Source organism: Gordonia sp. NPDC127522 (genome assembly GCF_042672305.1).
GTDB classification, from domain to species: domain Bacteria; phylum Actinomycetota; class Actinomycetes; order Mycobacteriales; family Mycobacteriaceae; genus Gordonia; species Gordonia hongkongensis.
Genome location: NZ_JBHXVK010000001.1, coordinates 1 through 24,699 on the forward strand (window position 1 = coordinate 1; position 24,699 = coordinate 24,699).

23 protein-coding genes are annotated in these 24,699 nt (G+C 69.3%); 6 read left to right on the forward strand and 17 right to left on the reverse strand.

The genetic code is table 11. The features are described 5' to 3' along the window. The first annotated feature begins 36 nt into the window (after positions 1–36). A complete protein-coding gene (locus ACFVHY_RS00005; RefSeq protein ID WP_390266752.1) occupies positions 37–498 on the forward strand; it encodes an SRPBCC domain-containing protein in 462 nt (153 codons plus the stop codon). Between the two features lie 11 nt (positions 499–509). Here ACFVHY_RS00005 and mnhG read toward each other — a convergent pair whose 3' ends face one another. From mnhG to ACFVHY_RS00035, 6 genes are read right to left on the reverse strand one after another with little or no spacing between them, the layout of a single operon-like run. Next, complete coding sequence (mnhG, locus tag ACFVHY_RS00010; RefSeq protein ID WP_390266756.1) at positions 510–842, reverse strand: monovalent cation/H(+) antiporter subunit G; 333 nt, start codon at positions 840–842, stop codon at positions 510–512. Continuing rightward, complete coding sequence (locus ACFVHY_RS00015; RefSeq protein ID WP_058251350.1) at positions 839–1,102, reverse strand: monovalent cation/H+ antiporter complex subunit F; 264 nt, start codon at positions 1,100–1,102, stop codon at positions 839–841. Before ACFVHY_RS00015 ends, mnhG begins: the two co-directional genes overlap by 4 nt. Then, on the reverse strand, positions 1,099–1,956 hold the full coding sequence (locus ACFVHY_RS00020; protein ID WP_390266759.1) for a Na+/H+ antiporter subunit E: 858 nt from the start codon (positions 1,954–1,956) through the stop codon (positions 1,099–1,101). Before ACFVHY_RS00020 ends, ACFVHY_RS00015 begins: the two co-directional genes overlap by 4 nt. Then, positions 1,953–3,569: a Na+/H+ antiporter subunit D gene (locus tag ACFVHY_RS00025; protein ID WP_390266762.1), complete on the reverse strand. Its 1,617-nt coding sequence runs from the start codon at positions 3,567–3,569 to the stop codon at positions 1,953–1,955. Before ACFVHY_RS00025 ends, ACFVHY_RS00020 begins: the two co-directional genes overlap by 4 nt. Beyond that, a complete protein-coding gene (locus ACFVHY_RS00030) occupies positions 3,566–4,360 on the reverse strand; it encodes a Na(+)/H(+) antiporter subunit C (RefSeq protein ID WP_390266765.1) in 795 nt (264 codons plus the stop codon). The genes ACFVHY_RS00025 and ACFVHY_RS00030 overlap by 4 nt, the downstream gene beginning before the upstream one ends. Next, positions 4,357–7,311 carry a Na+/H+ antiporter subunit A gene (locus ACFVHY_RS00035; protein ID WP_390266768.1) on the reverse strand — a complete coding sequence of 985 codons (2,955 nt, stop codon included), beginning with the start codon at positions 7,309–7,311 and terminating at the stop codon, positions 4,357–4,359. Before ACFVHY_RS00035 ends, ACFVHY_RS00030 begins: the two co-directional genes overlap by 4 nt. A gap of 73 nt (positions 7,312–7,384) precedes the next feature. Here ACFVHY_RS00035 and ACFVHY_RS00040 point away from each other — a divergent pair, with 73 nt between their 5' ends. Then, positions 7,385–7,813: a hypothetical protein gene (locus ACFVHY_RS00040; RefSeq protein ID WP_058251345.1), complete on the forward strand. Its 429-nt coding sequence runs from the start codon at positions 7,385–7,387 to the stop codon at positions 7,811–7,813. An 8-nt stretch (positions 7,814–7,821) separates the two neighbouring features. On the opposite strand, the gene ACFVHY_RS00045 is transcribed toward ACFVHY_RS00040, so the two are convergent. The 6 genes from ACFVHY_RS00045 to glp all read right to left on the reverse strand — a co-directional run bounded on the left by ACFVHY_RS00045 (position 7,822) and on the right by glp (position 15,990). Continuing rightward, a complete protein-coding gene (locus ACFVHY_RS00045) occupies positions 7,822–8,679 on the reverse strand; it encodes a universal stress protein (RefSeq protein WP_390266771.1) in 858 nt (285 codons plus the stop codon). Then, the gene (locus tag ACFVHY_RS00050) at positions 8,676–10,355 is read right to left on the reverse strand and encodes an MDR family MFS transporter (protein ID WP_390266774.1); all 1,680 of its coding nucleotides are present in this window, start codon (positions 10,353–10,355) and stop codon (positions 8,676–8,678) included. Before ACFVHY_RS00050 ends, ACFVHY_RS00045 begins: the two co-directional genes overlap by 4 nt. A gap of 193 nt (positions 10,356–10,548) precedes the next feature. Next, entirely contained in the window at positions 10,549–12,843 is a 2,295-nt protein-coding gene (locus ACFVHY_RS00055) for an AAA family ATPase (protein ID WP_390266777.1), read from the reverse strand. Next, on the reverse strand, positions 12,840–13,886 hold the full coding sequence (locus ACFVHY_RS00060; protein WP_390266780.1) for a CDP-alcohol phosphatidyltransferase family protein: 1,047 nt from the start codon (positions 13,884–13,886) through the stop codon (positions 12,840–12,842). Before ACFVHY_RS00060 ends, ACFVHY_RS00055 begins: the two co-directional genes overlap by 4 nt. A gap of 26 nt (positions 13,887–13,912) precedes the next feature. Continuing rightward, positions 13,913–14,644 carry a phosphatidylserine decarboxylase gene (locus ACFVHY_RS00065; RefSeq protein ID WP_390266783.1) on the reverse strand — a complete coding sequence of 244 codons (732 nt, stop codon included), beginning with the start codon at positions 14,642–14,644 and terminating at the stop codon, positions 13,913–13,915. A gap of 104 nt (positions 14,645–14,748) precedes the next feature. Beyond that, the gene (glp, locus tag ACFVHY_RS00070) at positions 14,749–15,990 is read right to left on the reverse strand and encodes a gephyrin-like molybdotransferase Glp (RefSeq protein WP_390266786.1); all 1,242 of its coding nucleotides are present in this window, start codon (positions 15,988–15,990) and stop codon (positions 14,749–14,751) included. 99 nt (positions 15,991–16,089) lie between these two features. Here glp and ACFVHY_RS00075 point away from each other — a divergent pair, with 99 nt between their 5' ends. Next, on the forward strand, positions 16,090–16,890 hold the full coding sequence (locus ACFVHY_RS00075; protein WP_390268741.1) for an HAD-IIA family hydrolase: 801 nt from the start codon (positions 16,090–16,092) through the stop codon (positions 16,888–16,890). A gap of 76 nt (positions 16,891–16,966) precedes the next feature. On the opposite strand, the gene ACFVHY_RS00080 is transcribed toward ACFVHY_RS00075, so the two are convergent. From ACFVHY_RS00080 to ACFVHY_RS00095, 4 genes are all read right to left on the reverse strand, one after another. Next, positions 16,967–17,425: an SRPBCC family protein gene (locus ACFVHY_RS00080; RefSeq protein WP_058251338.1), complete on the reverse strand. Its 459-nt coding sequence runs from the start codon at positions 17,423–17,425 to the stop codon at positions 16,967–16,969. Positions 17,426–17,526: 101 nt separating this feature from the next. Then, on the reverse strand, positions 17,527–18,012 hold the full coding sequence (locus ACFVHY_RS00085; protein WP_390266790.1) for a DUF350 domain-containing protein: 486 nt from the start codon (positions 18,010–18,012) through the stop codon (positions 17,527–17,529). 113 nt (positions 18,013–18,125) lie between these two features. Beyond that, complete coding sequence (locus ACFVHY_RS00090) at positions 18,126–19,238, reverse strand: acyl-CoA dehydrogenase family protein (RefSeq protein WP_390266793.1); 1,113 nt, start codon at positions 19,236–19,238, stop codon at positions 18,126–18,128. A gap of 41 nt (positions 19,239–19,279) precedes the next feature. Then, positions 19,280–20,473, reverse strand: coding sequence for an acyl-CoA dehydrogenase family protein (locus ACFVHY_RS00095; protein WP_058251335.1), 1,194 nt, complete (start codon positions 20,471–20,473; stop codon positions 19,280–19,282). 209 nt (positions 20,474–20,682) lie between these two features. On the opposite strand from ACFVHY_RS00095, the gene ACFVHY_RS00100 reads away from it, so the two are divergent. Beyond that, complete coding sequence (locus ACFVHY_RS00100) at positions 20,683–21,303, forward strand: TetR/AcrR family transcriptional regulator (protein ID WP_390266797.1); 621 nt, start codon at positions 20,683–20,685, stop codon at positions 21,301–21,303. On the opposite strand, the gene ACFVHY_RS00105 is transcribed toward ACFVHY_RS00100, so the two are convergent. Beyond that, positions 21,255–22,493, reverse strand: a complete 1,239-nt coding sequence (locus ACFVHY_RS00105) for an MFS transporter (RefSeq protein WP_390266800.1) — start codon at positions 22,491–22,493, stop codon at positions 21,255–21,257. The genes ACFVHY_RS00100 and ACFVHY_RS00105 overlap by 49 nt on opposite strands. A gap of 87 nt (positions 22,494–22,580) precedes the next feature. Here ACFVHY_RS00105 and ACFVHY_RS00110 point away from each other — a divergent pair, with 87 nt between their 5' ends. Continuing rightward, on the forward strand, positions 22,581–23,162 hold the full coding sequence (locus ACFVHY_RS00110; protein ID WP_390266803.1) for a TetR/AcrR family transcriptional regulator C-terminal ligand-binding domain-containing protein: 582 nt from the start codon (positions 22,581–22,583) through the stop codon (positions 23,160–23,162). A gap of 23 nt (positions 23,163–23,185) precedes the next feature. Further along, positions 23,186–24,598 carry an amidase gene (locus tag ACFVHY_RS00115; protein ID WP_390266806.1) on the forward strand — a complete coding sequence of 471 codons (1,413 nt, stop codon included), beginning with the start codon at positions 23,186–23,188 and terminating at the stop codon, positions 24,596–24,598. Positions 24,599–24,699: the final 101 nt, after the last annotated feature.

Sequence of the window (24,699 nt, forward strand, 5' to 3'; positions counted from 1 at the left end):
GCCGAGCTCGAAGGGTCCTGAAAGCGCGGTTGAGCGATGTTCGAGGACTCGGAGCCGGACCCGTCGCTGATCGACCTTGCAGTGTTCGTGGAACGGCCGCCGGCGGTCGCCTGGCGCGCGCTGACCGAGCCGGATCTGATCGCCGAATGGCTGTCGCCGACAGTCGGTTTCCGGCCGGTCGTCGGGACCACGTTCATCGTCGAGGTGGCGGTGCCGGGCAAGCCGGGCGCGGAGATGGCCTGCCAGGTGGTGGTGGCACACGAACCCGAACACCTGGTCTACAGCTGGACCGACCTTCGGGGGAGCCCGCCACAGCGTTGGATGATGGACTACCGGTTGGCCTCTCACGGCCGGGGAAGCCGGTTGTTCTGGCAGATGAGCGGTTTCGACCTTGCCGACCGCTACCAGCGATTCGCGCGGAATGGGATCGAACGGGCATGGGCTCGAACGCTGCTGCCGGAGTTCGCCCGCGTCGTGCGCGCACTCGACACCCGGTGACACCGATCACCTCAGTCCCGGTCCGGCGACTCCATGTCCCGCTGATCGATGAGTCCGTCGCGGGCCCGTTGCTCCTGGTAGGCGAGCCGGCCGATCCGATGCGCCACGACGGGTGCGGTGATCAGGGCGAAGAGCCCGGCGAGAATCAGCATCCCGCTGTCGACGTTGTCGCCGAGCCGGAGCACGGCTCCCAGCAGGATGAGGAGCAGGCCGAAGGTCTGCGGTTTGGTGGCCGCGTGCATCCGGCTCAGGGTGTCCGGAAACCGGACGAGTCCGATAGCGGCGGTGACCGCCATCAGGCATCCGAGGAGCAGCAGCGTCGCGCTGACGATGTCGATGATCATGTCTGGTCGTCCCGGACTCGGAACCGCGCGATCGACACCGACCCGACGAAGCTGAGGAGGGCCAGGGCCACGATCGCCGGGACCACCGTCGAATCACGGCTGAACGCCGCCCAGGTCCCCAGGCCGCACATGCACAGCGCGATGAGCACGTCGAGTGCGACGAGTCGGTCGAGCGTGGTCGGGCCGCGCAGGATGCGGATCATCGTCAGCACCGCGGCGACGAGCAGCATGGCGGCGGCGATCGTCCAGACGTAGCTCATGAGTCACCTCGTTCCCGCTCGGGCTCGGCCGGTCGTCGTTCCGGTTCGGCGTCGTCGATCGACCGGGCGTTGTCGACCGACCGGTCCACCGTGCGGACGTGGTGGAAGTCCTCGTCGATGCCGTGGAACGGACTCGGATGCCATTCGCTGTCCCGCTCGAACGCCTTGATGAACATCCGCTCGACGTAGGCGACCTGATCGTAGAAGGCCCGCACCTTCTTCTCCGAGCGGACGTCGAAGACGTGCACGTAGAGCATCCGGCGTCGATGGTCGATCTCCAGGACCATGGTGCCCGGCACCAGGTTGAGGTAGTCGACGGCCAGGGTCAGCACCATGTCGGACTTGATCGCGACGCGCACCCGTACCACGGCGCCCAGCGGTGGCCGGCCGGGACGGATGGCCATCCAGCCGATCTGCACACTCGACACGAAGAAGTCGACGATCAGACGGCCGACGAGCTGCAGTACCGACAGGGGATGGATACGGCCCTCGACCGGGACCCGCGGCAACGGCAGCACGGTCAGCACGAGCATCGCCAGCACGATCCCTGCGATCACATTGGCCCAGGACAGCGTGCCCCACAACAGGACCCAGACGAACGTCAGCCACGCGATGGTCCACAACCGGACCGCGACCTCGCGGCCGTCGCTGCCCAGCCACCTGGGCACACGGGTGTGCGTGCGCAGCCACACCAGCGCGCCGACGAAGTGCCAGAAGACGAACAGCAGCGACACGCGCCACACGTTGATGACCAGGGACAGGACCGGTCCCTTGGTCGAGACGACCGGCGGCCGCCGTTTGGGCGCCGCGGATGCTCCGCGGGCGCGGTCGTCGGCTCGATCCTGCGCGCTCATCGGGTACCACCCACTCCCAGCACGGCGTCGACGTAGACGGCGCGGTCGACGACGTCGGTCGCCGCATGGTCGGTGAAGTCGAAGATGGGCCCGGCCCAGAGGGTGAGCACGAGTCCCGCGGCCACCATCGCCATCGTCGGCAGCACCATCATCACGGGCATCCGACCGACGTCCTCACGGTCGGAGAACGCGGCGTCGTCGGCGCTCTCGTCGATCAGTGCGGACGGGCCCTTGTCGGCGAGATCGCCTTCGGGGGCGTCGGCGCGCGGTCGCCAGAATCCCTTGGTCCAGATGCGGGCCATGACGTAGAGGGTGAGCAGGCTGGTGACCACCGACCCGGCGACGAGGATCCAGGCCAGCACGGACCCGTCCTGGGTGCCCGCCTCGAGGAGGGCGACCTTGCCGATGAAACCGGAGAACGGTGGGATGCCGCCGAGATTCAGCGCGGGCACCAGGAACAGGACGGCCAGCAGGGGGCTGGCGATGAGCCCGCCCAGGCGGCGGAGCGAGGCCGAACCGGCTTGACGTTCGATCAGGCCGACGACCAGGAACAGCGTCGTCTGCACGAGGATGTGGTGGGCGACGTAGTAGATCGCCGCCGACATCCCGAGGTCCGACGACAGCGCGATGCCGAAGATCATGTAGCCGATGTGGCTGACGAGGGTGAACGACAGCAGTCGCTTGATGTCGGCCTGGGCGATCGCGCCGAAGATGCCCACGAGCATCGTCAACAGGCCGGCGACCAGCAGCACCGTGTCCATCGTGCCGCCGGGGAACAGCAGCGAGTGGGCGCGCACGATCGCGTACACACCGACCTTGGTGAGCAGGCCGGCGAACACGGCCGTGACGGGTGCCGGCGCGGTGGGGTAGGAGTCGGGTAGCCACGTCGACAGCGGGAACACCGCGGCCTTGATGCCGAACGCCACGAGCAGCACCGCGAACAGCGCGTTGCGGGTTCCGTCGGGGACGTCGTCGAGGCGCACGGCCATCTCGGCGAGGTTGAGGGTGCCGGTCGTCGCGTACGCGAACGCGATGCCCGCGAGGAAGATCAGCGACGACACCATCGACACCATCACGTACGACGCGCCCGCGCGGACACGTTCGGCGCTCGCCCCGAGGGTCAGCAGCACGTAACTCGCGGTCAGCAGGATCTCGAACGAGACGTACAGGTTGAACAGGTCGCCGGCGAGGAACGCGTTGCAGACACCCGCGGTCAGGATGAGGTAGGTCGGCAGGAAGATCGATGTCGGCTGCTGGGCCGTGCCGTCACGGATACCCTGCCCGATCGCGTACACGACGACGCACAGCAGCACGATCGTCGAGACGACGAGCATCAGGGCCGCGAGCTGGTCGACGACCAGCGTGATCCCGAGCGGTCCGTTCGGGTAGCCCTTGTCTCCCCAGCCGCCGATCGCGACCGCGAAGGTCCCGTGGCGGTCGGTCAGGTACAGCATCAGGCACGACGCGACGAACGCGACGGTGATGGCGACGATCGACACCGCCCGCTGGATCTTGGGGCTGCGGCCGAGCAGCAGCGAGACGGCGGCAGCGCCCAGCGGCACCAGCGTCGGCAGCGTGATCAGGACGGGGATCCATGACTCCTGCGGGGTCATCGGTCACCCCCGTTCTCGTCGGCGTGCTTCTTCTTGTCCGGCCCGACCACGTCGCGGTCCGGCATCTCACGCTGGTCGATGACGTCGGGGTCGGCGTCGTCCTCGCCGGACCCGTCGGGAGGTGCGACGGCCGACTTGGGGCCCACCTCGTCGGGACCGAGTTCGCCCGGCCCGTACACGTCCGGCCCGTCCTCGCGGGCGGCGGTCTGCGCCGAGGTCTCGGGATCGGGCTCCTCCTCCGCGCCGCCGATCTCGTCGACGACGTCGGAGTCCGTCGGCATGATGTCGGTCTCGTAGAGCGCGGCGTGCCGGGCGGCGGCCTCCTCCGCGGTGAGCGGATTGCCCTTGTCGTCGAAGTGATCGCCGGTCGGGGTGTCGGAGTGGGTCAGTGGATCGTCGCTGCGATCGCGGTCGGGTGCCGTCCCCAGCGATCCGCTCAAGATCTTGACGTCCTCCTCGTCGTCCTCGACGTCGTCGTCGTCCCGGTTGATCACGAACAGCCGGTAGACCAGTGCCAGGACGAACGCGGCGACGCCCATCATGATCACGATCGCGGTCAGGACCATGCCCTGCGCGAGGGGATCGGCGTCGGACGCCCGGTTCTCCGACGACCGGCCCATGATCGGCGGGTTCCCCATGCCGCCCGACACGACGATGATCATCAGGTTGAGCGCATTGCCGACGAGCAGGAGCCCGAAGAGCATCCGGACCAGACTGCGTTCCATCAGCAGGTACACGCCGCACGCCGCCATCGCGCCGACGACCAGCATCAGCGAGAGATTCGTGGTCATCGGCTCACCTGCTCGCCGGTGGTGTTCGCGGCGTCGTCCGTCGCGGTGTCGCCACGCGAGTTCTCGATGCGCGCCGCGGTGCGGGCGATCGTGGTCTCCACATCGAGACGCGCGCCGAGACTTCGCAGCACGTCCAGGACGAGCCCGACAACGATCAGGTAGATGCCGAGGTCGAAGAACAGGGCGGTCACGAACTTGATGTCGCCGAGGACCGGGACGGTGACCTCGAAGACCGCCGACGAGAGTGCGGGGGCGCCGAGGAACATCGAGACGATCGCCGTGGTCGCCGAGACGGCCAGGCCGGCGCCCAGGATGCGGCCGGGCTCGATCGGCAGCGCCTCACCGAGTTCGTAGCGTCCGCCCGCCAGGTAGCGGAGGACGAGCGCGAGACCCATCGTCAGGCCGCCGGCGAAGCCACCGCCCGGCGCATTGTGGCCGGCGTAGAAGAAGTAGATCGACAGCACGACCATCGTCGGGAACAGCAACCGCGTCGTGGCCTCGAGAACCATCGACCGGTGGCGCGGGTCGCGCAGTCCGGAACCGAGGAGCCACGTGGTGCGGTCCGGTGGGACGTGATCGTCGTCGTCGCTGTCGTCCCCGTTGTCGCCGGCCTGCAGCCGGGCGGCGTCGGCCACGCGTGGTGCCGCTCCGAAGCGGCGGTTGCGGAAGACCATCGACGCGACGCCGGTGGCGGCCGCGATGAGCACCGACACCTCGCCGAGGGTGTCCCAGGCGCGGATGTCGACGAGCAGGACGTTGACGGCGTTGGCGCCGTGACCGTAGTCGTAGGCGGCCTCGGGCAGGTCGACGTGGAGCGGTTCGGTCGAGCGGGCGGACGCCGCGAACAACCCGATCAGGACCAACATGGCGCCGAAGGCGAGTCCGATGAGGGCGCGAAGCGGCTTGAACCCGGTGGCGTGCCGCTTCTCCGGTTCGGCGGGCAGCTTACGCAGCACCAGCACGAAGATGACCAGGGTGAGCGTCTCGACGAGGAACTGGGTGAGCGCGAGGTCGGGGGCGCCGTACAGCGCGAACAGCATCGCGCAGCCGTAACCGGTGATCCCGACGACGAGGGTCGCCGCGAGGCGGTTGCGGAGCAGCACGGCGGCCAACGACGCGGCGACGATGCACCCGCCGATCACCAGCTGCACCGGCTTGGCGTCGTAGTCGATCTCCAGTCGGTCGCGAGCGCCGGCGAACAGCACGATGGTCGGCAGCAGGATCGCGGTGCACAGGATGACGCCCTGCGTCACCGGCAGTGACCCGCGCTGGGTGTTGCGCGTCAGCAGCAGCGACAGGGTGTCGGCTCCGCGCAGCGTCGCGTCGTAGATGCGGTCGGCGTTCACCAGCGGGCGGAAGCCGAAGACGCGGTCGCGGACCCGGCGGATACCGAGGAACAGCAGGGCGCCGCCGACGATGACGATGATCGAGAACACGACGGGCAGACCGAACCCGTGCCACAGCGCGAGATGCTCGAGTTCGTGCCCGTAGCCGTCGAGGGTCTCGGCGTACGGCTCGAAGAGAGCGCCTAGCTGCGGGCTGAACACGCCGGCCGCCACACCGGCCGCGGCGAGCGCCACCGGCGAGAAGTAGAAGGGCCACTTCGGCGGGTGCATCTTGGCGACCGCCGGACTCGGGGTGCTGCGCACCTTGCGGCCGAACGCGCCCCACAGGAAACGGAGCGTGTAGGCACAGGTGATGATCGAGCCGACCAGCAGGATGATGTCGACGGCGTGGGCCTGCCACGAGACGAACGCCCCGGTCTCCCACACCGAGGCGAAAGCTGTTTCCTTGCCGACGAATCCGAGGGTGACGGGGATGCCGGCCATGCTCGCCCCGGCGACCGCGGCGGTGATCGCCAGCCCCGGGAGACGATGGCCGAGCCGGGCGAGCTTGCGGACGTCACGAGTACCCGTCGAGTGGTCGATGATGCCGACGACCATGAACAGCGACGCTTTGAACAGCGCGTGCGCGACGAGCATCGCGATGCCCGCCATGGCGACGTTCGCGTCGCCGATGCCGACCAGTACGGCCATGAAGCCGAGCTGGGACACCGTGCCGAACGCGAGGATGAGTTTGAGGTCGAGCTCGCGCAGCGAGCGCCATCCGCCGAGCACCATCGTCACCAGGCCGAGCCCCACCACGGCGATCTGCCAACTGATCGTCACCGAGAAGGCGGGGGCGAGACGTGCGATGAGGTAGATGCCGGCCTTGACCATCGCGGCCGCGTGCAGGTACGCGCTGACCGGGGTCGGTGCGGCCATGGCGCCGGGCAGCCAGAAGTGGAACGGGACGATGGCCGATTTGGTGAGCGCGCCGATCAGCAGCAGGACCACCGCGATGTCGACGTAGACGCCGGTCGGCGGTGCCGAGACGATCTCCGACAACAGGTAGGTGCCCGACCGCTCGCCCAGCATGATGATGCCGACGAGCATGGCCAGACCGCCGAACGTGGTGACCAGCAGCGCCTGAGTGGCGGACCGCCGAGCCGTCGCGCGCACCCCGTAGAAGCCGACCAGCATGAACGAGAGCACGGTCGTGAGCTCCCAGAACACGTACAGCACCAGCATGTTGTCGGAGATGACGAGGCCGAACATGGCCGCGGCGAACGCGACCATCTCGCCGCCGAACACGGCGACGCGGGGACGGGCGTCGTCGAAGTAGTGGGCGCAGTAGCAGAGGACGAGCGCACCGACCCCGAGGATCAGCACCGACAGGATCGCGGTCAGGGTGTCGAAGCGGGTGGCGATGTCCATCTGGAGTGATGGGACCCAGCTGACCGTCTCGACGCGGGCGGCAGCCGCATCGGCCGGCGGCCAGTTGAGCACGACCCAGATCAGCGCGCCGAGGGGCGCCAGTGCGAGAACGTAGAAACCGCGGGTACCCATCCAATGGATGACTGCGGGCGCGACGAGTGCGCACACTGCCAACGCAGCCAACACAGAGATCAAAAGGGCACTCCGTCTTTCTCCCGGCGGGGTGTCACGGGCGAGCACCCGCGGTGGCTACTTTACCGTTGCCCGTATGTTCCGGTTCGACTGGCTCCGGCGTACCGCCGTCAGCATCGCCGCTGTCCTGCTGGTGTTCGGCCTCGTCGTGGGTTGTGCGGACGAGGAGCAGGCCGGCCCCGACGGCGTCCCGTTGCCGTCGGATTTCCCGGCCGCGCAGGTCCCGCTCATCGACGGTCACGTGCTCTCGGCGAGCGGCAGTCGCTCCGACGGTTGGGAGGTCGCGGTGCAGGGCCCGGCCAACGCGGGCAATCAGCTCGAGGCCGCGACCGAGACGCTCACCGAGGCCGGTTACGTCGAATCGCACCGGTCGACCGAGGGCGGACAATCGGTCGTCGTGCTGTCGGCGACCAAGGAGGGTTCGACCTACTGGGTCCAGATCGGCGCGTCCCCGCAGGCTGCGGGCGGTGGGTCGTCGGTGTTCTATCTGGTCAACGTGGAGTAGGCATCGCACTAGCTCGTCGACCCGCGGTCGAGGTGACCGGACCGGCTGTGATCGACGATCGCGATCGGGCATCGCGTGTGGTGCTGAGCGGCGCGCGCCACCGACCCCGCCCAGGTCGCGAAGGTGCTCCCCGCGCGTGGCCGGGTGACGACGAGCAGCGACGCCTGCGGAACCGCCTCGCCGACGGCCCTCGACGGGTTGCCGTTGACCAACTGCAGCGTCGTGTCGCGGTCGGGGAAGCGCCGGCGCCAGGGTTCGAGCAGCGCATCGGCTCGCGCGTACACCGCTTCGATCCGAGTGGGCGGGGCGTCGTCGGGGATCGCGCACACGATCGCCACGGGGCTGTCGGTGGCATCGGCGTACTCGAAGGCGGTCGACAGCGCGAGATCGGACGGGGCGTCGGCATCGATGGCCGCGACGACCGGACCGCCCGTCGCGAGGTTGCCGTACGGAACCGTCACGACCGGGCATCGCGACCGGGCCGAGAGCGCGGAACTGATGCTCCCGGTGGTGAGGCGTTCGATGAGGCCGGGTCGATGATGGCCGAGGACCATCAGATCGACCTGACCCGACAGCCTGGTGAGCAGGGGTATCGCGAAGTCGTGTTCGACGACGGTCTCGATGCGCAGGCCCGGATGTCGGGTGCCGAGACGGCCGGCCACCGCGGTCAGGTGGGCGGCAGCTGCTTGCCGCGTGGCGGTGACGTCGAAGTCGAGTTCGAACTCGCTGAGTGGTTGCAGCGCAACGGCTGCCGCGAATCCGTGGATCAGTAGCAGGCGGTCCCCGTCGCGGGCCGAGGCGGCCGCCCAGTGAGCGGCCGCCTCGGATTCGGGACTCAGATCGACCCCGACGGCGATGGTGTTCATCGGGCGCGGGTGGCGTCGCCCGTCCGCGTCTCGCCGGCGATGGCGTCGTCCGCGACGGGACCGACCGTCGACGGTGCCACGGCTGCTGGCACGGTGGCGTCGGCGACCGCCGCCTCCTGCGCGCGGCGCTCCTCGTCGCTGCTCATCGTTTTCAGCGCAACCTCCTTGATGAACGCGATGGCGATGAAGCTCAGGGCGGCCATGACCGCCGCGACCAGGAACACCCGGGCGGTGCCGTCGCCGTACGCGCCGCGCACGATGGCCGCGATCGGGGCGGGCAGTTCGTTCAGGTTCGCCAGCCCGGCACTGCCGCCGCCCGACGCACCGGCGCCGATGCCCAGCGCGCCGAGCCCCTTCGCGATGAGGTCGGTGACGTGGTTGGACAGCACCGCGCCGAGCACCGACACACCCGCGGCACCGCCGAGTGAGCGGAAGAAGGTGACCGTCGAGGTCGCCGCACCGAGGTTGTCCGGGCTGACGTTGTTCTGCACCGCCAGCACGAGGTTCTGCATCGTCATGCCCATGCCGCAGCCCAGGATGAAAAGGAACACGCCGACCACGACCATGTCCGTGTGTGCGTCGATGGTCGCGAGCAGTCCGAAGCCGATCGTCATCATCGCGGCACCGGCCACGAGGAATCGCTTCCACCGCCCGTACCGGGTGATCAGGTTGCCCGACACGGTCGCCGACAGCATCGAACCGATGACCATCGGCAGCGTCAGCAGGCCGGCCGCGGTGGGGGAGTAGCCACGTGCGATCTGGAAGTACTGGCCGAGGAAGACCGCACCGCCGAACAGTGCGACGCCGACGCCGACGCTGGCGAGGGTGGCCAGCGTGGTGGTGCGGTCGCGGAAGATGTGCAGCGGGATGATCGGGCTGGAGACCTTCGACTCGACGACGATCGCCAGGGCGAGGAGCACGACACCGAGTGCGACGAGACCGTACGAGGTCAGCGAGGCCCAGTCGAAGTTCTTACCGGCCAGCGTCACCCAGATGAGCAGGGTGCTGACGCCCGAGGCGATGAGGGCGGCACCGAGGTAGTCGATGCTGACCTTCTTGCGGACCACCGGGACGTTCAGCGTGCGCTGGATGACGAGTAGGGCGATGACGGCGAGCGGGACGCAGACGTAGAACGTCCAGCGCCAGCCGAGCCAGCTGGTGTCGACGATGACGCCGCCGATGAGCGGACCGGCGACGGTCGCGACGGACATCACCGCGGCCATCGGGCCCTGGTAGCGGCCGCGTTCGCGCGGGCTGAACATCGTCGCGACGACGATCACGACCAGCGCCTGCAGGCCGCCGAGGCCCAGGCCCTGGATGACGCGGAAGCCGATCAGCATGTCGACCGAGGTGGAGAGCCCGGCGAGGACCGAACCCAGGGTGAACAGGAACAGCGCGCCCTGGACCAGCAGCTTCTTGCTGACCAGGTCGGCGAACTTGCCCCAGATGGGCGTGGTCGCGGTGGACGCGAGCAGGGTCGCGGTGATGACCCAGGTGTACTGGTCCTGGGTGCCGTGCAGGTCGGTGATGATCGTCGGCAAGGCGTTGGACACCACGGTCGACGACAGGAACGCGACGAACATGCCGAGCAGGAGGCCGATGAGGGCCTCGATCTTCTGACGATGCGTCATCGGCACGTCTTCGGCCGGCGCCATCGCGGACGCGGGTGCACTCATATGGCAAACCTCCGAGAAAGAGAGCTGCCCGCGACGAGAAGACGGGCGGGCGGCGAATCGGCGCGCGCGGTGGCGCACCCGATTGGTTGATTGATGCAACTATAAGTCGTGATGGTTGCAACCAACAACTATCGGAGGTTATTCCTGGTGTGTTCCGGGACTCACCCGGTGGCCGAGGGAGGCTCGGCGGTGCTCAGTCGAGCCGGCGCTCGGCGTAGGCCTTGAGGTCGGCGACCTGCGCGGGATCGAGCGACGGCCGAACCCGCTTGCGGGCCTCCTCGACGTCGGCCACAGTCACCGCGGCGGCGTCGATGTCCCGGCGCATCGCCGACAGGGCGGCCTCGCGCAGCAGGGCCGAACAGTCGGCCGCCGAGTAGCCCTCGAGGTCGCCGGCCAGCTCATCGAGGTCGACTCCGTCGAGCGGGACGTCGCGCCCGGTGGCGCGCAGGATGTCCCCGCGGGCGTCGGCGTCCGGCGGCGGCACGAAGACGAGCCGTTCCAGCCGCCCGGGCCGCAGCAGCGCCGGGTCGATGAGGTCGGGTCGGTTCGTCGCACCGAGCACCACGACGTCCTGGAGCGGTTCGACGCCGTCGAGTTCGGTGAGCAGCGCGGCGACCACCCGATCGCCGACACCGGAGTCGGTGGACTGACCGCGGCGCGGGGCCAGCGCGTCGACCTCGTCGAGGAAGATCAGCGAGGGCGCCGACTCGCGGGCACGGGCGAACAGATCCCGCACCGCCTTCTCCGACGACCCGACCCACTTGTCCATCAGCTCGGCGCCCTTGACCGTGTGCACCGACAACTGACCCGACGCCGCGAGCGCGCGGACGACGAAGGTCTTGCCGCAGCCCGGCGGGCCGAACAGCAGCACCCCACGCGGCGGGTCGACGCCGAGCCGGGCGAAGGTGTCGGGGTGTTGCAGCGGCCACAGGACCGCTTCGGTCAGAGCCTGTTTCGTCTCGACCATGTCGCCGACGTCGGCGAGGGTGATCGAGCCCAGCGCGACTTCGGGGGAATCCGAACGGGACACCGGCCGGATGACGTCGAGGGCGCCGACGAGATCCTCGGTGCGCAGCGACGGCGCGGACTTCTCGGCACTCGCACGCGTCGCGGCGCGCAGCGCGGCCTCGCGGGCCAGCGCGGCGAGATCCCCGGCGACGAAACCGGGGGTGCGCGAGGCGACCGACGTGAGGTCGAGGTCGCCGTCGGTCGGGACGTTCGACAGGATCGCCGAGAGCAACCGCGCCCGGGTCGCGGCGTCGGGGAGGCCGATGACCAGTTCCCGGTCGCAGAGCGACGGGTCGCGCAACCGGGCGTCGAGGCGTACCGGTTCGGCGGTGGTCGCGATGAGTGCGATGCGGCCGTCGGCGATGCCGGAACGCAGTTCGTCGAGGATCAGTGCGGCGACGGGCTCGGGTTCGGCGGGCAACAGCGCGTCGACGTCGGTGATCAGCAGGACCCCGGCGCCCGCCCGGGTGCGGGCCACCGCGTCGGCGACCGTCCGCAGGCGGCTGTTGGCCTCCGTCGCACCGACCGTCGGGCCGTCGATGGTCACCAGCGTGCGCGACGCGCACACCGAACGGACGAAGGTCGCCTTGCCGCCGCCGGCCGGGCCGGTGACCAGGACGCCGAGACGCGGTGTCGCACCGAGGGTGCGCAGCACTTCCGGCTCGTCGAGGGTGATGGTGAGCCACTCGGTGAGCTTGGTGATCTGGGAGTCCACGCCGACCAGCTCCGACACCGGCCGGACCGGGATCTCGGGCTCCCGGGCGGGCTCGCGGACCGGGCTGGGCGCGGCGGCCGGCCGCGGGCGGGAGTCGGACTCCGACACCATGCCGAGGGCGCCGGGGATCCGGGGTGACCCCGGACCGGTCCGGTCGACGAGGGGCGGCACCTCGCCCGCGGTCGTCGACCACAGCACGGCGGTGTTGGTCTGCACGCTCACCGGCGTCGACGCCGGACCGCCCGCGGGTGGCCCGGGCTCGGTGGCGGTGACGGTCAGCAACTCGGTGGTCCAGGTGATCCCGACCGACCGGGCCAGGGCGCGCGTGGCCTCGGTCGCGGCGAGTTCGGGGCCGAGGTCGCGGGGGAGCAGCGAGACGGCGTCGCCGACGGACAGGACCTTCCCCAGCAGCGCGCGGCGCAGCGTCGACTCGGTGATCGACTGGGTGGCCAGCGCCGAACCGCTCACCACCACCCGGCTTGCGCCCTGCACCTCAACGGGCGCCAGCACGACCGTCGAGTTCTCGCGGACACCGGCGTTGGAGAAGGCGATCTCGTCGAGGAGGGCGACGCCGGTCGGCGCGGAGGCCTCGGTCGCGGCCACCACGGCCGCCGTGACCCGTGCGCCGGTGATCGACACCGCGTCCCATTCCCGCAGCGAGAGGGCCGTCAACACCTCGGGATGTACGCGGATGATGCCGCGCCGCGCCTCGGCCGCCGAGGGATTGTGCCGCGCGGTCAGCGTGAGGGAGGCCGGTGTGCTCATTCGGACTCGCTTTCGGTCGTCTCGCCGGGCGCGCCGACCACGGACCGGCCGGGGCCGGTGGGACGGTTCAGGCCCATGCGGCCGAGGGAGTTGATGACCGGCCGACGGCGTCGACCTCCGGGCGACGTGGCACGCAGGGCCCGGCGCTGTGCCCGACGTTCGGCCGGCTTGTCGTCCCAGTGCTCGGGCCGGGAGGCGACCCAGCGGCGCGCGCGCCACGCGTACGGGATGTGCAGGACGTATCCGGCGATGGCGATCATCATCAGCACGTACGGGAAGGTCACCAGCAGTGCCGCGGCCGCGGCGACCAGCACCAGCAGGCCGGCCACCGCGCGGGCCGGGATCGACGCGGTCTTCAGCGACGACGTCGGGACGCGACTGACGGCCAGGAAGGCGACGAAGATCAGCCACCCGCCGACGGCCGGCAGCGACGTCCACCACCCGTCGCCGAACTGTTGCTCCAGCCCGATGGGCAGGAGCGCGCAGATCGCCGCGGCGGGCGCGGGGACACCGACGAAGAAATCCTTGGTGTACGCGGGTGCCTCGTCGTCGTCGAGCAGGGTGTTGAACCTCGCGAGGCGCAGGACGATGGCGCAGCAGTAGATCAGTGCGAGCACCCAGCCGAGGTCATGCCCGTCGATGAAGTAGAAGTAGATGATCATCGCCGGCACCACACCGAAGTTGATCGCGTCGGCCAGCGAGTCGATCTCGGCGCCGATCCGGCTCGTGGCTCCCATCAGGCGTGCGACCCGACCGTCGATGCCGTCGAGGAACGCGGCCGCGACCAGGAGAGCCATCGCGGTGTCGACGTCGCCGTTGATCGCCGACCGCATGGCCGTCAGGCCCGCGCAGATCGCGAGGATCGTCAGCGACGACGGGATGACGATGCGGCTGGCCTGTGCCTGGCGGCGCAGACGCCGGCGCTCCGGCTCCCGCGGAACCGGATGTGTCTGTGCGTGCCGGCTGGCCGAGCGCGCGGTCGGGTTGCGCGCGGTGCGCGAGCCGGGGCGTCGCCGCCCGGGGTTCGTGCCGGGTGAGGTCATGTCGGTCGGGTTCACCGGGCCGGAGTTCACTGATCCAGGTACGCGAACGGGGTCTCGCCGCCGACCGCGCGCTGGCCGACCGAGACGCGGGGCCGGGTGCCGGCCGGGAAGTAGACGTCGACGCGCGATCCGAATCGGATAAGCCCGTAGGTCTCGCCGATCGTCAGGGAGTCCCCGACCGACGGCTCGCACACGATCCGACGGGCGATGAGACCGGCGATCTGCACGACGGCCAGCTCGGGACCGGGCGCGCCGTCTGCGGCGCTGGTGCGGATGGTCATCGTGGTGCGCTCGTTGTCGCGGCTGGCCTCGGGGAGGTCGGCGGAGACGAACGCGCCGGGCGTGTGGGTCACGGTCGTCACCGTGCCGGCGACCGGGACGCGCTGCACGTGGACGTCGAAGATCGACAGGAAGGTCGAGACCCGGGGCAGTGGCTGTGTGCCCAAGCCGGACTCGGCGGGCGGGACGGCCTCGTCGACCAGGGCGATGGTCCCGTCCGCGGGGGCGACCACCACACCTGGCTCGGTGGGGGTGACCCGCTTCGGATGCCGGAAGAAAGCAGCGCACGCGCCGGCGGTCAGCGCGGCCGGCCGGGCGATCCAGCGGTGTCGACGCCCGAGGAGCGCGACGGCGGCGGGCGCGGCGACGAACGGCACACCCGCCGGGTGGATCGGAGGGATGGTCTCTCGGGCCAGATCGAGAAAATGGGCGACACGGCCGGTGTCACCGGAGCCGTCCGGACGCGGACGTCGGGCCACGATCAACCTCCTCTGGCCTGTGTCCAGGCCGGATAAATGGTGCGCACCGCATCGCCGGGTGCATCGGCGTCCACTCTAGAGCGCCGCGCCCGGAGACCTCGTCGTCAGCGCAGGACCAGCACGTCCACCAGGGTGCCCGCCTCGACCGCCTCGACGTCGGCGGGGACGTCGATGAGCGCGTCGGCCTCGGCGAGGTAGCGCAGGTGATGTGACGCCGGCGGGCCGATCGGGTCCACCCCGACCACCCCGTCGCGAGGCCCGGCGTCGAGCACGCCGCGCAGGAACTGTCGTTTGCCGCGGGGTGAGCGGATGTCGGCACCGAGACGGGCTCGGATCCGTTCCCGGTCGGCGGGCAGTGCCATCGCGGCCCGCAGCGCAGGCCGGATGAAGACCTCGAAGGACACGAGTGCACTGACGGGGTTGCCCGGCAGCGTGATGATCGGCACGCGCCGGCCGCGGGAGGAGGGGAAGTGGCCGCACCCCTGGGGCATACCCGGCTGCATCGCCACCTTCACGAACTCGACGGTCCCGGTCGCCGACAGTGCATCCTTCACCACCTCGAAGGCGCCGGCGCTGACACCACCCGAGGTGATGATCAGATCGGCGTCGTCGGCGACCTCGTCGAGCCGCGCGGCGAAGTCCGCGGTGTTGTCGGGCACGAAATGCAGGTGACGGCCGGTCGCGCCGGCCTCGATGACCGCGGCGGTCAGCATCGCGCCGTTGGACTCGTAGATCTGCCCGTGGCGCAACGGTTTTCCGGGTTCGACGAGTTCGGAACCGGTGGACAGCACGACGACCCGCAGCCGCCGGGCGACGGTGATCTCGGCGAGGCCCAGTGCGGCGAGCAGGCCGATCTGCGGTGCGCCGATCACCGTGCCGGCCGGCAGCGCCCGGGTGCCGGCCTCGATGTCGGAGCCACCGCGCCGGATGTGCCTGCCGCGCTCGGGTGCGGCGGTGAAGGTGACGGTCGGCGCCGCGGCCACCGGGCCCACCACGGCGTCGGTCAGTTCGACCGGGACCACCGCGTCGGCGCCCGCGGGCATCGGGGCGCCGGTCATGATGCGGTGCGCGGTGCCCGGCTCGAGAGTGAGGTCGTCGGTGCGGCCGGCGGGGATGTCCGCGGCGACCGGCAGGGTGACCGGGTCGTCGGCGCTCGCGTCCGCGAGATCGTCGGCGCGGACCGCGAATCCGTCCATCGCGGAGTTGTCGAAGCCGGGCAGCGACAGCGGGGCGTCGACGTCGGTGAACGTGGCGAGACCCAGCGATTCGGGTACTGCGATCTCCGACGGTTCGGCGGGGCCGAACAACGCCGCGACGATGCGCTGATGCTCTACGACGGTACGCATCCGCTCAGCATGCCAGGTGTCGACGGAGACGATGCCGCCGTCCCGGCTCGTCGCCGGGCCGTCCTGCGACGCCGCTGGGCGAGGACTACATTCGTGCGCATGGCGCTGGGTCTGCTGTTCGACATCGACGGGGTGATGGTCACCTCGTGGCAGGCGCTGCCCGGCGCGGTCGAGGCGATCGCCGATCTCGCCGACCAGGGCATCCCGCGGATGTTCTTGACCAACACGACGTCCCGCTCGCGTGGCGAGATCGCCGAGGCGCTCAACGAATGCGGTTTCGAGGTGAAGCCGGACGAGATCCTGTCGGCCGCCAAGCTGACCGCCGAACACGTCGCCGCCACCTATCCGGGCAGGCGCGTGTGGGTGCTCAACCAGGGCCCGATCGCCGAGGACATGACCGGCGTGGAGTTGACCGACGATCCCGCGTCGGCAGAGGTGGTGGTACTCGGCGGCGCCGGTTCGGTCTTCACGCACGCCACGCTGTCCAAGGTCCTGGAGATGATGCTCGACGGGATTCCGGTGATCGCGATGCACCGGTCCATGACCTGGTCGACGGCGGACGGCTTGAGCATCGACACCGGGGTCTACCTCGAGGGCCTCGAAAAGGCTTCGGGCGCAAAGATCAAGGCGATCGGCAAACCGTCGCCGGTCGGTTTCCGGGCGGCCACCGAAGTCCTCGGTCTCGAGCCGACCCAGGTGGTGATGGTCGGCGACGACATGCACAACGACGTTCTCGGCGCCCAGGCGGCGGCGCTGATCGGGGTCCTGGTCCGCACCGGCAAGTTCCGCGAGGAGGCGCTGCATGCGCTGCAGCGTGACGAGTTCGGGCCCTACCCCGACCACATCATCGACTCGGTCGCCGACCTCCCCGAGCTCATCGGCAAGCTCAGCGGAACCTGATCGCCGCGCCCTGAGGAGCGAGCTTGCGAGCGTCTCTCCGCTCCCTGAGGAGCGAGCTTGCGAGCGTCTCGAAGGGTCAGTTGGACTCGGCGGCGCGCTTGATCTTGCCGAGGGTCTCGGCCATCCCGAGCTTGAGTTCCTCTTCGAACGACTCGGCGCCGCCGAAGAGCTTGTCGACGAGTACCGACGACACCTTGGTGGTCGAACCGTTGACCTCGCGCCGCTCGGTGACCGTGACCCCGGCGTCCTTCGGGGTGATGGTGTAGCTCCAGATGGTGTGGTTCTCCGCGACCCGGAAGCCGAGTTCCTGGTTCGGGGTGAACCGGACGACCTTGGAGGTGGTCGGCCACACCAGCGGGCCCCGGCGGTTGATGTTGATGGTCTTGGTCCCCAACCCGACGGTGCCGCCGCGGATGATCATCTTCTTGCACTGGGGGCTCCACTCGCCCATGCGCTTCAGATCGGAGATCACCGACCACACCTGCTCGGGCGTGGCGTCGATGTCGATGGATTCCTCGATGAGTGCTGCGGTCATGGTCGCTCACCCTATGGGCTTGTTGGCCGAGGGTCAATAAGCATGTTCGGGCGCCTGAGTCAACCCCGGAAAACGCCTGGACCAGCGATGTCGCGCCGAACTCAGACCAGCAGGGTGATCCCGATGACGGCACCGATGGCCACGAAGACGGCGGCGGTGATCCATCCGGCTGGGTGTTCGTCGGCGGCCCGGCGTCCGGTGGTCGCGGCGTCGTCGGGGGTCTCGCCACCCTGCGGCGCGCCGTCGAAGAGCAGCGTGCCGAGCTTCCCGGGTGTGAGCCAGTCGATCAGCACGAACGACCACATCATCACCGCGATCGCCAAGACCGTGTACGCGACGGTGTAGAGCAGCGCGCGCCACAGTTCCAGGAGTTCGGTGTCGATGACCGAACAGACCAGCACGATCGCGAGGCCGATGACCATCGATGTGGTCAGCAGCACCGCGTTGCGGTTGTGCTCGATCCACACCAGCTGCCGCAGCCGGCCCGGTGTCACCAGGTCGAGGGCGGCGAAACCGAGGACGAGCACGGCGATCCCCACCAGGCTGAACGATGCCCCCGCGGCCAGGTTGTCCCGCAGCAGTTCCATCCGGCTCCCTCTCGCCTCGCATCGGAATCAGCGGGCTGCCGCCCGACAACGACTTCAGCGAAGGCCTGCGCGCGAGAACGCGCAGGGCCTTCGCTGAAGGACAGTAGCCGGTATCAGCCGACGCTGAGCATGTCGTAGGTGTCGATGTTCTCCGCCAGGCGGGTCACATGGTCCGACGCGTCGCCCAGGGTGTGGCTGATCGCCGTCAGACGGCTCACGTAATGGGCGATCGGGTACTCGGCGGTCATGCCGATACCGCCGTGCATCTGGATCGCTTCCTGACCGATCAGGCGCGCCGAGCGGCAGATCTGCAGCTTGGCCCGCGACGCGATGATCGGATCGGCGATCCCGTCCGCGAGCGCCGACGTCGCGTAGATGCTGACGCTGCGAGCGAGTTCGAGCTGGACGTACATGTCGGCGGCCCGATGGGTGAGGGCCTGGAAGGCCGACAGCGTGACGCCGAACTGCTTGCGCGACTTGAGGTATTCGACGGTGAGGTCGAGGCTCCGCTCCATCGCGCCGACGGCCTCGGCGCACAGTGCGGTCTGGATGCCGACCTCGGCGTCGGCGATGGTCTGCGACGCGTCGCCGGTGCCCAGTCGCGTCGCCTTGACGTCGCGGAACTCGATCTGCGCGCCGCGACGGCGGTCGTGCGTCCGGTACGGCGTCCGGGTGATGCCCTGGGCATCGGCGTCGACGAGGTAGAGGCCGACGCCGTTGTCGTCGCGCGCCGACACGATCAGCTTCGCAGCGCAATCGCCATGTCCGACAAGGCTCTTGGTGCCGTTGAGGACGCCGTCGGTCGACGCGGTGGTCTCGACCCGCGCCTCCGGCCAGCGGTCGCCCGGCTCGGTGTGGGCGAAGGCCATCAGCAGTTCGCCCGACGCCAGTGCGGTCCGCAGCTCGGTGCGGGTCGCGTCGTCGGCGAGGCCGAGGAGCGAGCCGGGGACGAGGACCGAGTCGAGGTAGGGCTCAGGTGCCAGTGCGCGGCCGAGTTCGGTCATGACGCTGGTGAATTCGACGGGGCCGGCGTCCATGCCGCCCTCGTCCTCCGGGAAGGTGAGGCCGAGGATGCCGATCTCGGCCAGCGACTTCCACACCTTCTCGCTCCAGCCGAGATCGGTGTCGGTGACCTTGCGCAGCGTCTCGACGTCGTAGGTCTTGGTGAGGACCTCGCGAACGGTGTCGCGCAGCATCCCCTGCTCTTCGGAAAGCTCGAAATCCATGGTGTTCCTTAGTGAAAGGTCGAAAGGTGCGGGGTCGGCGCTCAGAGGCCGAGGACGGCCTTGTCGATGATCTGGCGCTGGACCTCCGACGACCCGCCGTAGATCGTGACCTTGCGGTAGTTGAGGTAGGTCGGGGCGGCGAGCTGGGCCCATTCGGGGGCGCTCACCTCGGCGCTGCCGTTCGGAGCCGAGGCGTCGAGCTGGGCGACCGGGAGCGAGTCGGGGCCCGCGATGTCGGCGAGGAGCTCCATGGCGGCCTGTTGCAGCTGGCTGCCGGTCAGTTTGAGCAGCGATGATGCCGGGTTCGGCTTGCCGTCGGCCGATGAGGCGGCGACGCGCAGCTGGGTGAGCTCGAGGGCGAGCAGTTCGTTCTCGACCTCGGCCAGGCGGGCGGCGAACAGCGGATCGTCGAGCAGGGTGCCCTTGGCGGTCCGGGTCTGCTTGGCGAGTTCCTTGGCGCGGGCGAGCTTGGCCTTGGTGTAGCCGACGCGGGCGATGCCGTTGCGCTCGTTGCCGAGCAGGAACTTCGCCTGGGTCCAGCCGCTGTTCTCCTCGCCGACCATGTTCTCGGCGGGCACGCGGACGTCGTTGAAGAAGACCTCGTTGACCTCGTAGCTGCCGTCGATGAGCTGGATCGGGCGGATCTCGACGCCCGGCGTGTCCATCGGGAACAGGAACATGCTGATGCCGGCCTGCTTCTTGACATCGGGGTTGGTGCGCGCGAGGCAGAAGATCCAGTCGGCGAACTGGCCGAGTGTGGTCCAGGTCTTCTGTCCGTTGATCACGTAGTCGTCGCCGTCGCGGACCGCGCGGGTCTTCAGCGAGGCGAGGTCGGAGCCGGCCTCGGGCTCGGAGAAGCCCTGGCACCACCAGATGTCGAGGTTGGCGGTCTTGGCCAGGAAGCGTTCCTTCATCTCGTCGGAACCGAACTGGGCGATGACCGGGCCGATCATGCCGACGTTGAACGGCAGCATGTCGGGGACGAACGCGAGGCTCATCTCCTCGCGGTAGATGTGATGCTGGATCGGGGTCCAGTCCTTGCCGCCGTGCTCCACCGGCCAGCTGGGGGTGGCCACACCGTGCTCGTTGAGGATGCGCGTCGTGGTGACGAGGTCCTCGGGGTACTGGAGCTTGCCCTCTTCGCACCGCTTGCGGACGTCTTCGGGGACCTTGGCGAAGATGCTGCGCAACTCCTCGCGGAAGGCCTCTTCTTCAGGACTGAATTTCAGCTGCATGGGTTCTTCTCTACTCCTGTCGAGGGTGTCCGTACCCCGGGCGGTGTGGTCGAACTGGGGACCTCTGCCGTGTGCACCCAAGCTGGGGAAACCCAACCGAGCCACGAATGACTAAGCGCTTGCTTAGTGATAGGTTGCACTATGCCGCGCGGGCCCGATGCTGTCAATCACGGGCCCGTCGCGATGACCAGTCCGACCGTTCCGAGAAGGTGACCGTGGGCCCGTCTGCCGATCCGACGTCCGAAGTCCGGCCCGTGGCCGCCCGGGCTCGGCTCCTGCGCGCCGCCGTCGAGGCGTTCGCGGCGAAGGGGTTCAACGGGACGACCACGAGGGACATCGCCAACGGCGCGCAGATGAGTTCGGCGGCGGTCTACGTGCACTTCCGCTCCAAGGAGGAGTTGCTGTTCGAGATCTCCGACGCCGGTCATCGCGCCATCCTCGCGGCGATCGACGACGCCGACGATCCGTCGGCGTCCCCTGGCGACCGGCTGCGGGCGATCTTCCACGCCTTCACCGAGCACCACGCGCGCGAGCACGTGGGGGGCCGGGTGGTGAACTACGAACTCAACGCCCTCGCGCCCGACCATCTGGACACGGTGATGGCCATGCGTCGCGAGATCACCAGACGGGTGCGCGAGATCATCGAAGCCGGGATCGCTTGCGGCGACTTCGATGTCGCCGACTCGCTCGCCACCACCAACGCGATGCTGTCCATGGGTATTGATGTCGCGCGCTGGTATCGCGAGGACGGTGCGCTGTCGCCCGCGCAGATGGGGGACTTCTATGCCGAACTGGCGATGCGGATGGTCGGTTCGCGGTCGCCGGCCTGAGGGCTCCGGCGTCGCATGACGACGGCGAGGATCGCACCGACGAGCGCGACGACCAGTACATAGCAGACGTAGCCGATGATCGTGGCGCGTAGTCCGATGTGCGACACCACGATTCCGGCGATGACGGCCGGCACGCTGAAGGCGAGGTAGCTCGCGACGAAGACCGACGAGAAGACCTGGCCGCGCTGCGGGGCGGGGGTGGCGGCCGAGATGTTGTCCATCGCCGCGAGGAAGGTCGCCGCCCAGCCGGAACCGGCCACGACGGAGCCGATCACGTACGTCGGCAGTGATTCGGCGAGGACACCCGACAGCGAGATAAGGACGCCGACGGCGAGAGCGGGGTAACCGTAGGCCGATTTGACTGTCGACGAGCGGCCCGTGATGAGCAGCGACGTGACCGCCGCGCAGGCGAAGAAGACGAACAGGATCAGGCCGGCGGCACCGTGATTGCTGACGCCGAAGACCTGGGAGACCACCGACGACCCGAGTGACAGGTACAGTCCGCCGAGTGACCAGGTGGCGATGAGTGCCGGGGCCGAGGCGAAGAACACCCGGCGAACCACCCGGGGGACGCTGATCTGCGGGGCGAGTGTCACCGCGAGATGCCGCCGGGAATCGAAACCGCCGCGCTCCCCGGTCTCTGGTACCACGAGCAGCGCGATCAGCAGGGCGGCGAACAGGCCCAGGATGATCTCGAAGACGAGGATGCGCGGGGCCGGGGCGTACTCGACGAGGAGGCCGGCGACGGCCACGCCGCCGGCCAGACCCATGGCCGGGGCCGCGCCGATGATCGTCGAACCCATGCGTGCGGTGGGTTGCAAGTCGACGGTCGTGGCGGTCAGTGTGCCCATGGCGGCGCCTGTGGCCAGCCCCTGCAGGGCCCGGGCCGCGAGCAGTGTGCCGACATCCCCGGCGACCACGAACAGGATCATGCTGATGATGAGGAGCGCCAGGGCGACCGCCAGCACGGGGCGGCGGCCGATGTGGTCGGACAGCGAGCCGACCGTCAGCAGACTCAGGAGCATCGTGACGACGTAGACGGCGAAGACCAGGGTCAGCGTCAGCGACGAGAAGCCCCAGAGTTCCTGGTAGACGGGGTACAGCGGCGACGGCGCGGCCGAGGCGAACAGGACCATCACATAGGTCGCGGCGATCAGCCAGAACGCGCGATGTGGATGAAGCGGCGCCATCTCGTCTCCTTAACGCAAACTCGTTTGCATTAGAGACGCTATAGGCGGGAGGGCCACAAAAGCAATCAGGTTTGCAATAATGCTCGCATGACGAGTGTCAGCGCACCAAGCCGTCGACCCGGCGGACGCAGCGCCCGCGTGCAGTCCGCCGTCTACACGGCGGTGGGGCAGCTGGTGGGCGCCGGACGCCGCGAGACGATGACGATCCCCGAGGTCGCCGACCTCGCGGGGGTCAACCCGACCAGCATCTATCGACGCTGGGGATCGATCGACGCACTTCTCGGAGAGGTGGCCGTGGCCGCCCTGACCCAGGGTGAGCCGCTGCCCGACACGGGCACTCTCGCCGACGACCTGTCCGAGTGGGCCCAGATCATCGCTGCCGACATCGCACGCCCGAAGCGCCGGGCCTACCTCCGGGCCATGGTCGCCGCGCGCGAGGACATCGTCGAGGTCTGTCCCTGCTGGGAGATCCGGCGCGAGCACGCCGAGCAGATGATCGCGCGAGCGCGGGACCGCGGCGAGGCCACACCGTCGGTCCGACAGGTGCTCGACCACGTGATCGCCCCGCTGTATCACCATGCGGTCTTCGGACTCGAGCTCGACGCCGATCACGCCGCCGGCCTGGTCGATGACGTCTTGTCGATGATCGGAGCTGCGCCGAGAAGGTAGGCCGAGACGATAGGGTCCCGGGAATGAAACACGTTCACGCGTTCACCGACGACGCACTCGGCGAGCACGACGCGGTCGGCGTCGCCCAGGCCATCGCCACCGGGGAGATCTCCGCCTCCGAGGCGGTCGAGGCCGCGATCGCGCGGATCGATGCCGTCAACCCGCACCTCAACGCCATCGCCTTCGACGATCGCGAGCGTGCGCGCAAACGCGCTGTCGACAACGACTTCCCGCTGGGATCGTTCATCGGGGTGCCGTCGATCATCAAGAACAACACCGATTTCGCCGGGCTGCCGACCTGTCACGGTTCGGCTGCGGTGCCCCAGCGCCCGGCGAAGGCCAACGAGGCGTTCACCAATCAGTTCCTCGCGAGCGGCGTCAATGTGGTCGGCGCGTCGACGATGCCCGCCTTCGGGCTGACCTCGACGACGGAGTTCGTCGACCGTGAGCCGACCCGCAACCCGTGGGACACCGACTACTCGTCGGGCGGCTCGTCCGGTGGTTCCGCGGCGCTCGTCGCGGCCGGTGCACTGCCGATCGCCCACGCCAACGACGGTGGCGGGTCGATCCGCATCCCCGCCGCCATCTGTGGGCTGGTCGGACTGAAGCCGAGTCGTGGGCGCGTCGAGGCGTCGAAAGAGACCCGGGACGCGCCGATCGACCTCGTGTCGAACGGGATCGTCAGCCGTTCGGTGCGCGACACCGCCCGATTCCTCGCCGACACACAGGGTTTCCGGCCCGCGCCCGGGATGCCGCCGGTCGGGTTGGTCGAGGGGCCGGGGACCAAGCGGCTCAAGATCGCGCTGATCACCGAGCCGCTGACCGGCTCGCTGCTCGACCGGGACACACAACGGTGTGTCACCGAGGCCGCCGAGCTGGTCGAGTCCTTCGGACATCGCACCGAGATGGTGCCGCTGCCGGTGGACCGGGACTACGTCCGGGACTTCATCGACTACTGGTCACTGCTCGCTCTGGCGCTGGACCGATTCGGAAAACGGGTCGTCGACAAGGGCTTCGACCGTTCCCAGGTGGACTCGTTCACCCGCGGGCTCTCGCGCAGCGCGCTCCGGCACTTCTACCGGCTGCCCGGGGCGGTCCGCGGGCTGCGGAAGTCCACGGCCGCGATCCGCGGACTGCACGACACCTTCGATGTGGTCCTCAACCCGACCGTCGTCCACGCGACCCCGGAGATCGGGTACCTCGATCCCGCACTCGACTTCGACGAGGCGATGGGCCGGCTGACCCGGTTCATCGCCTTCACCCCGGCCAACAACACCGCGGGCACCCCGGCGATCAGTCTGCCTCTCGGACAAACGGAATCGGGCATGCCCGTGGGCATCCACTTCGCTGCCGACCTCGGCCAGGAACGCACCCTCCTCGAGTTGGCCTTCGAACTCGAGGCGGCTCGACCGTTCGCGCGAATTCAGGACGCCTGAGACACGTAATACGTTCCCGCGGTGACGTTTCCGTCCCGCTGATTGGATCCGATAAGCGAGGCGGAAACGGCACCACGGGAGGCATCCCACACCGACGACAG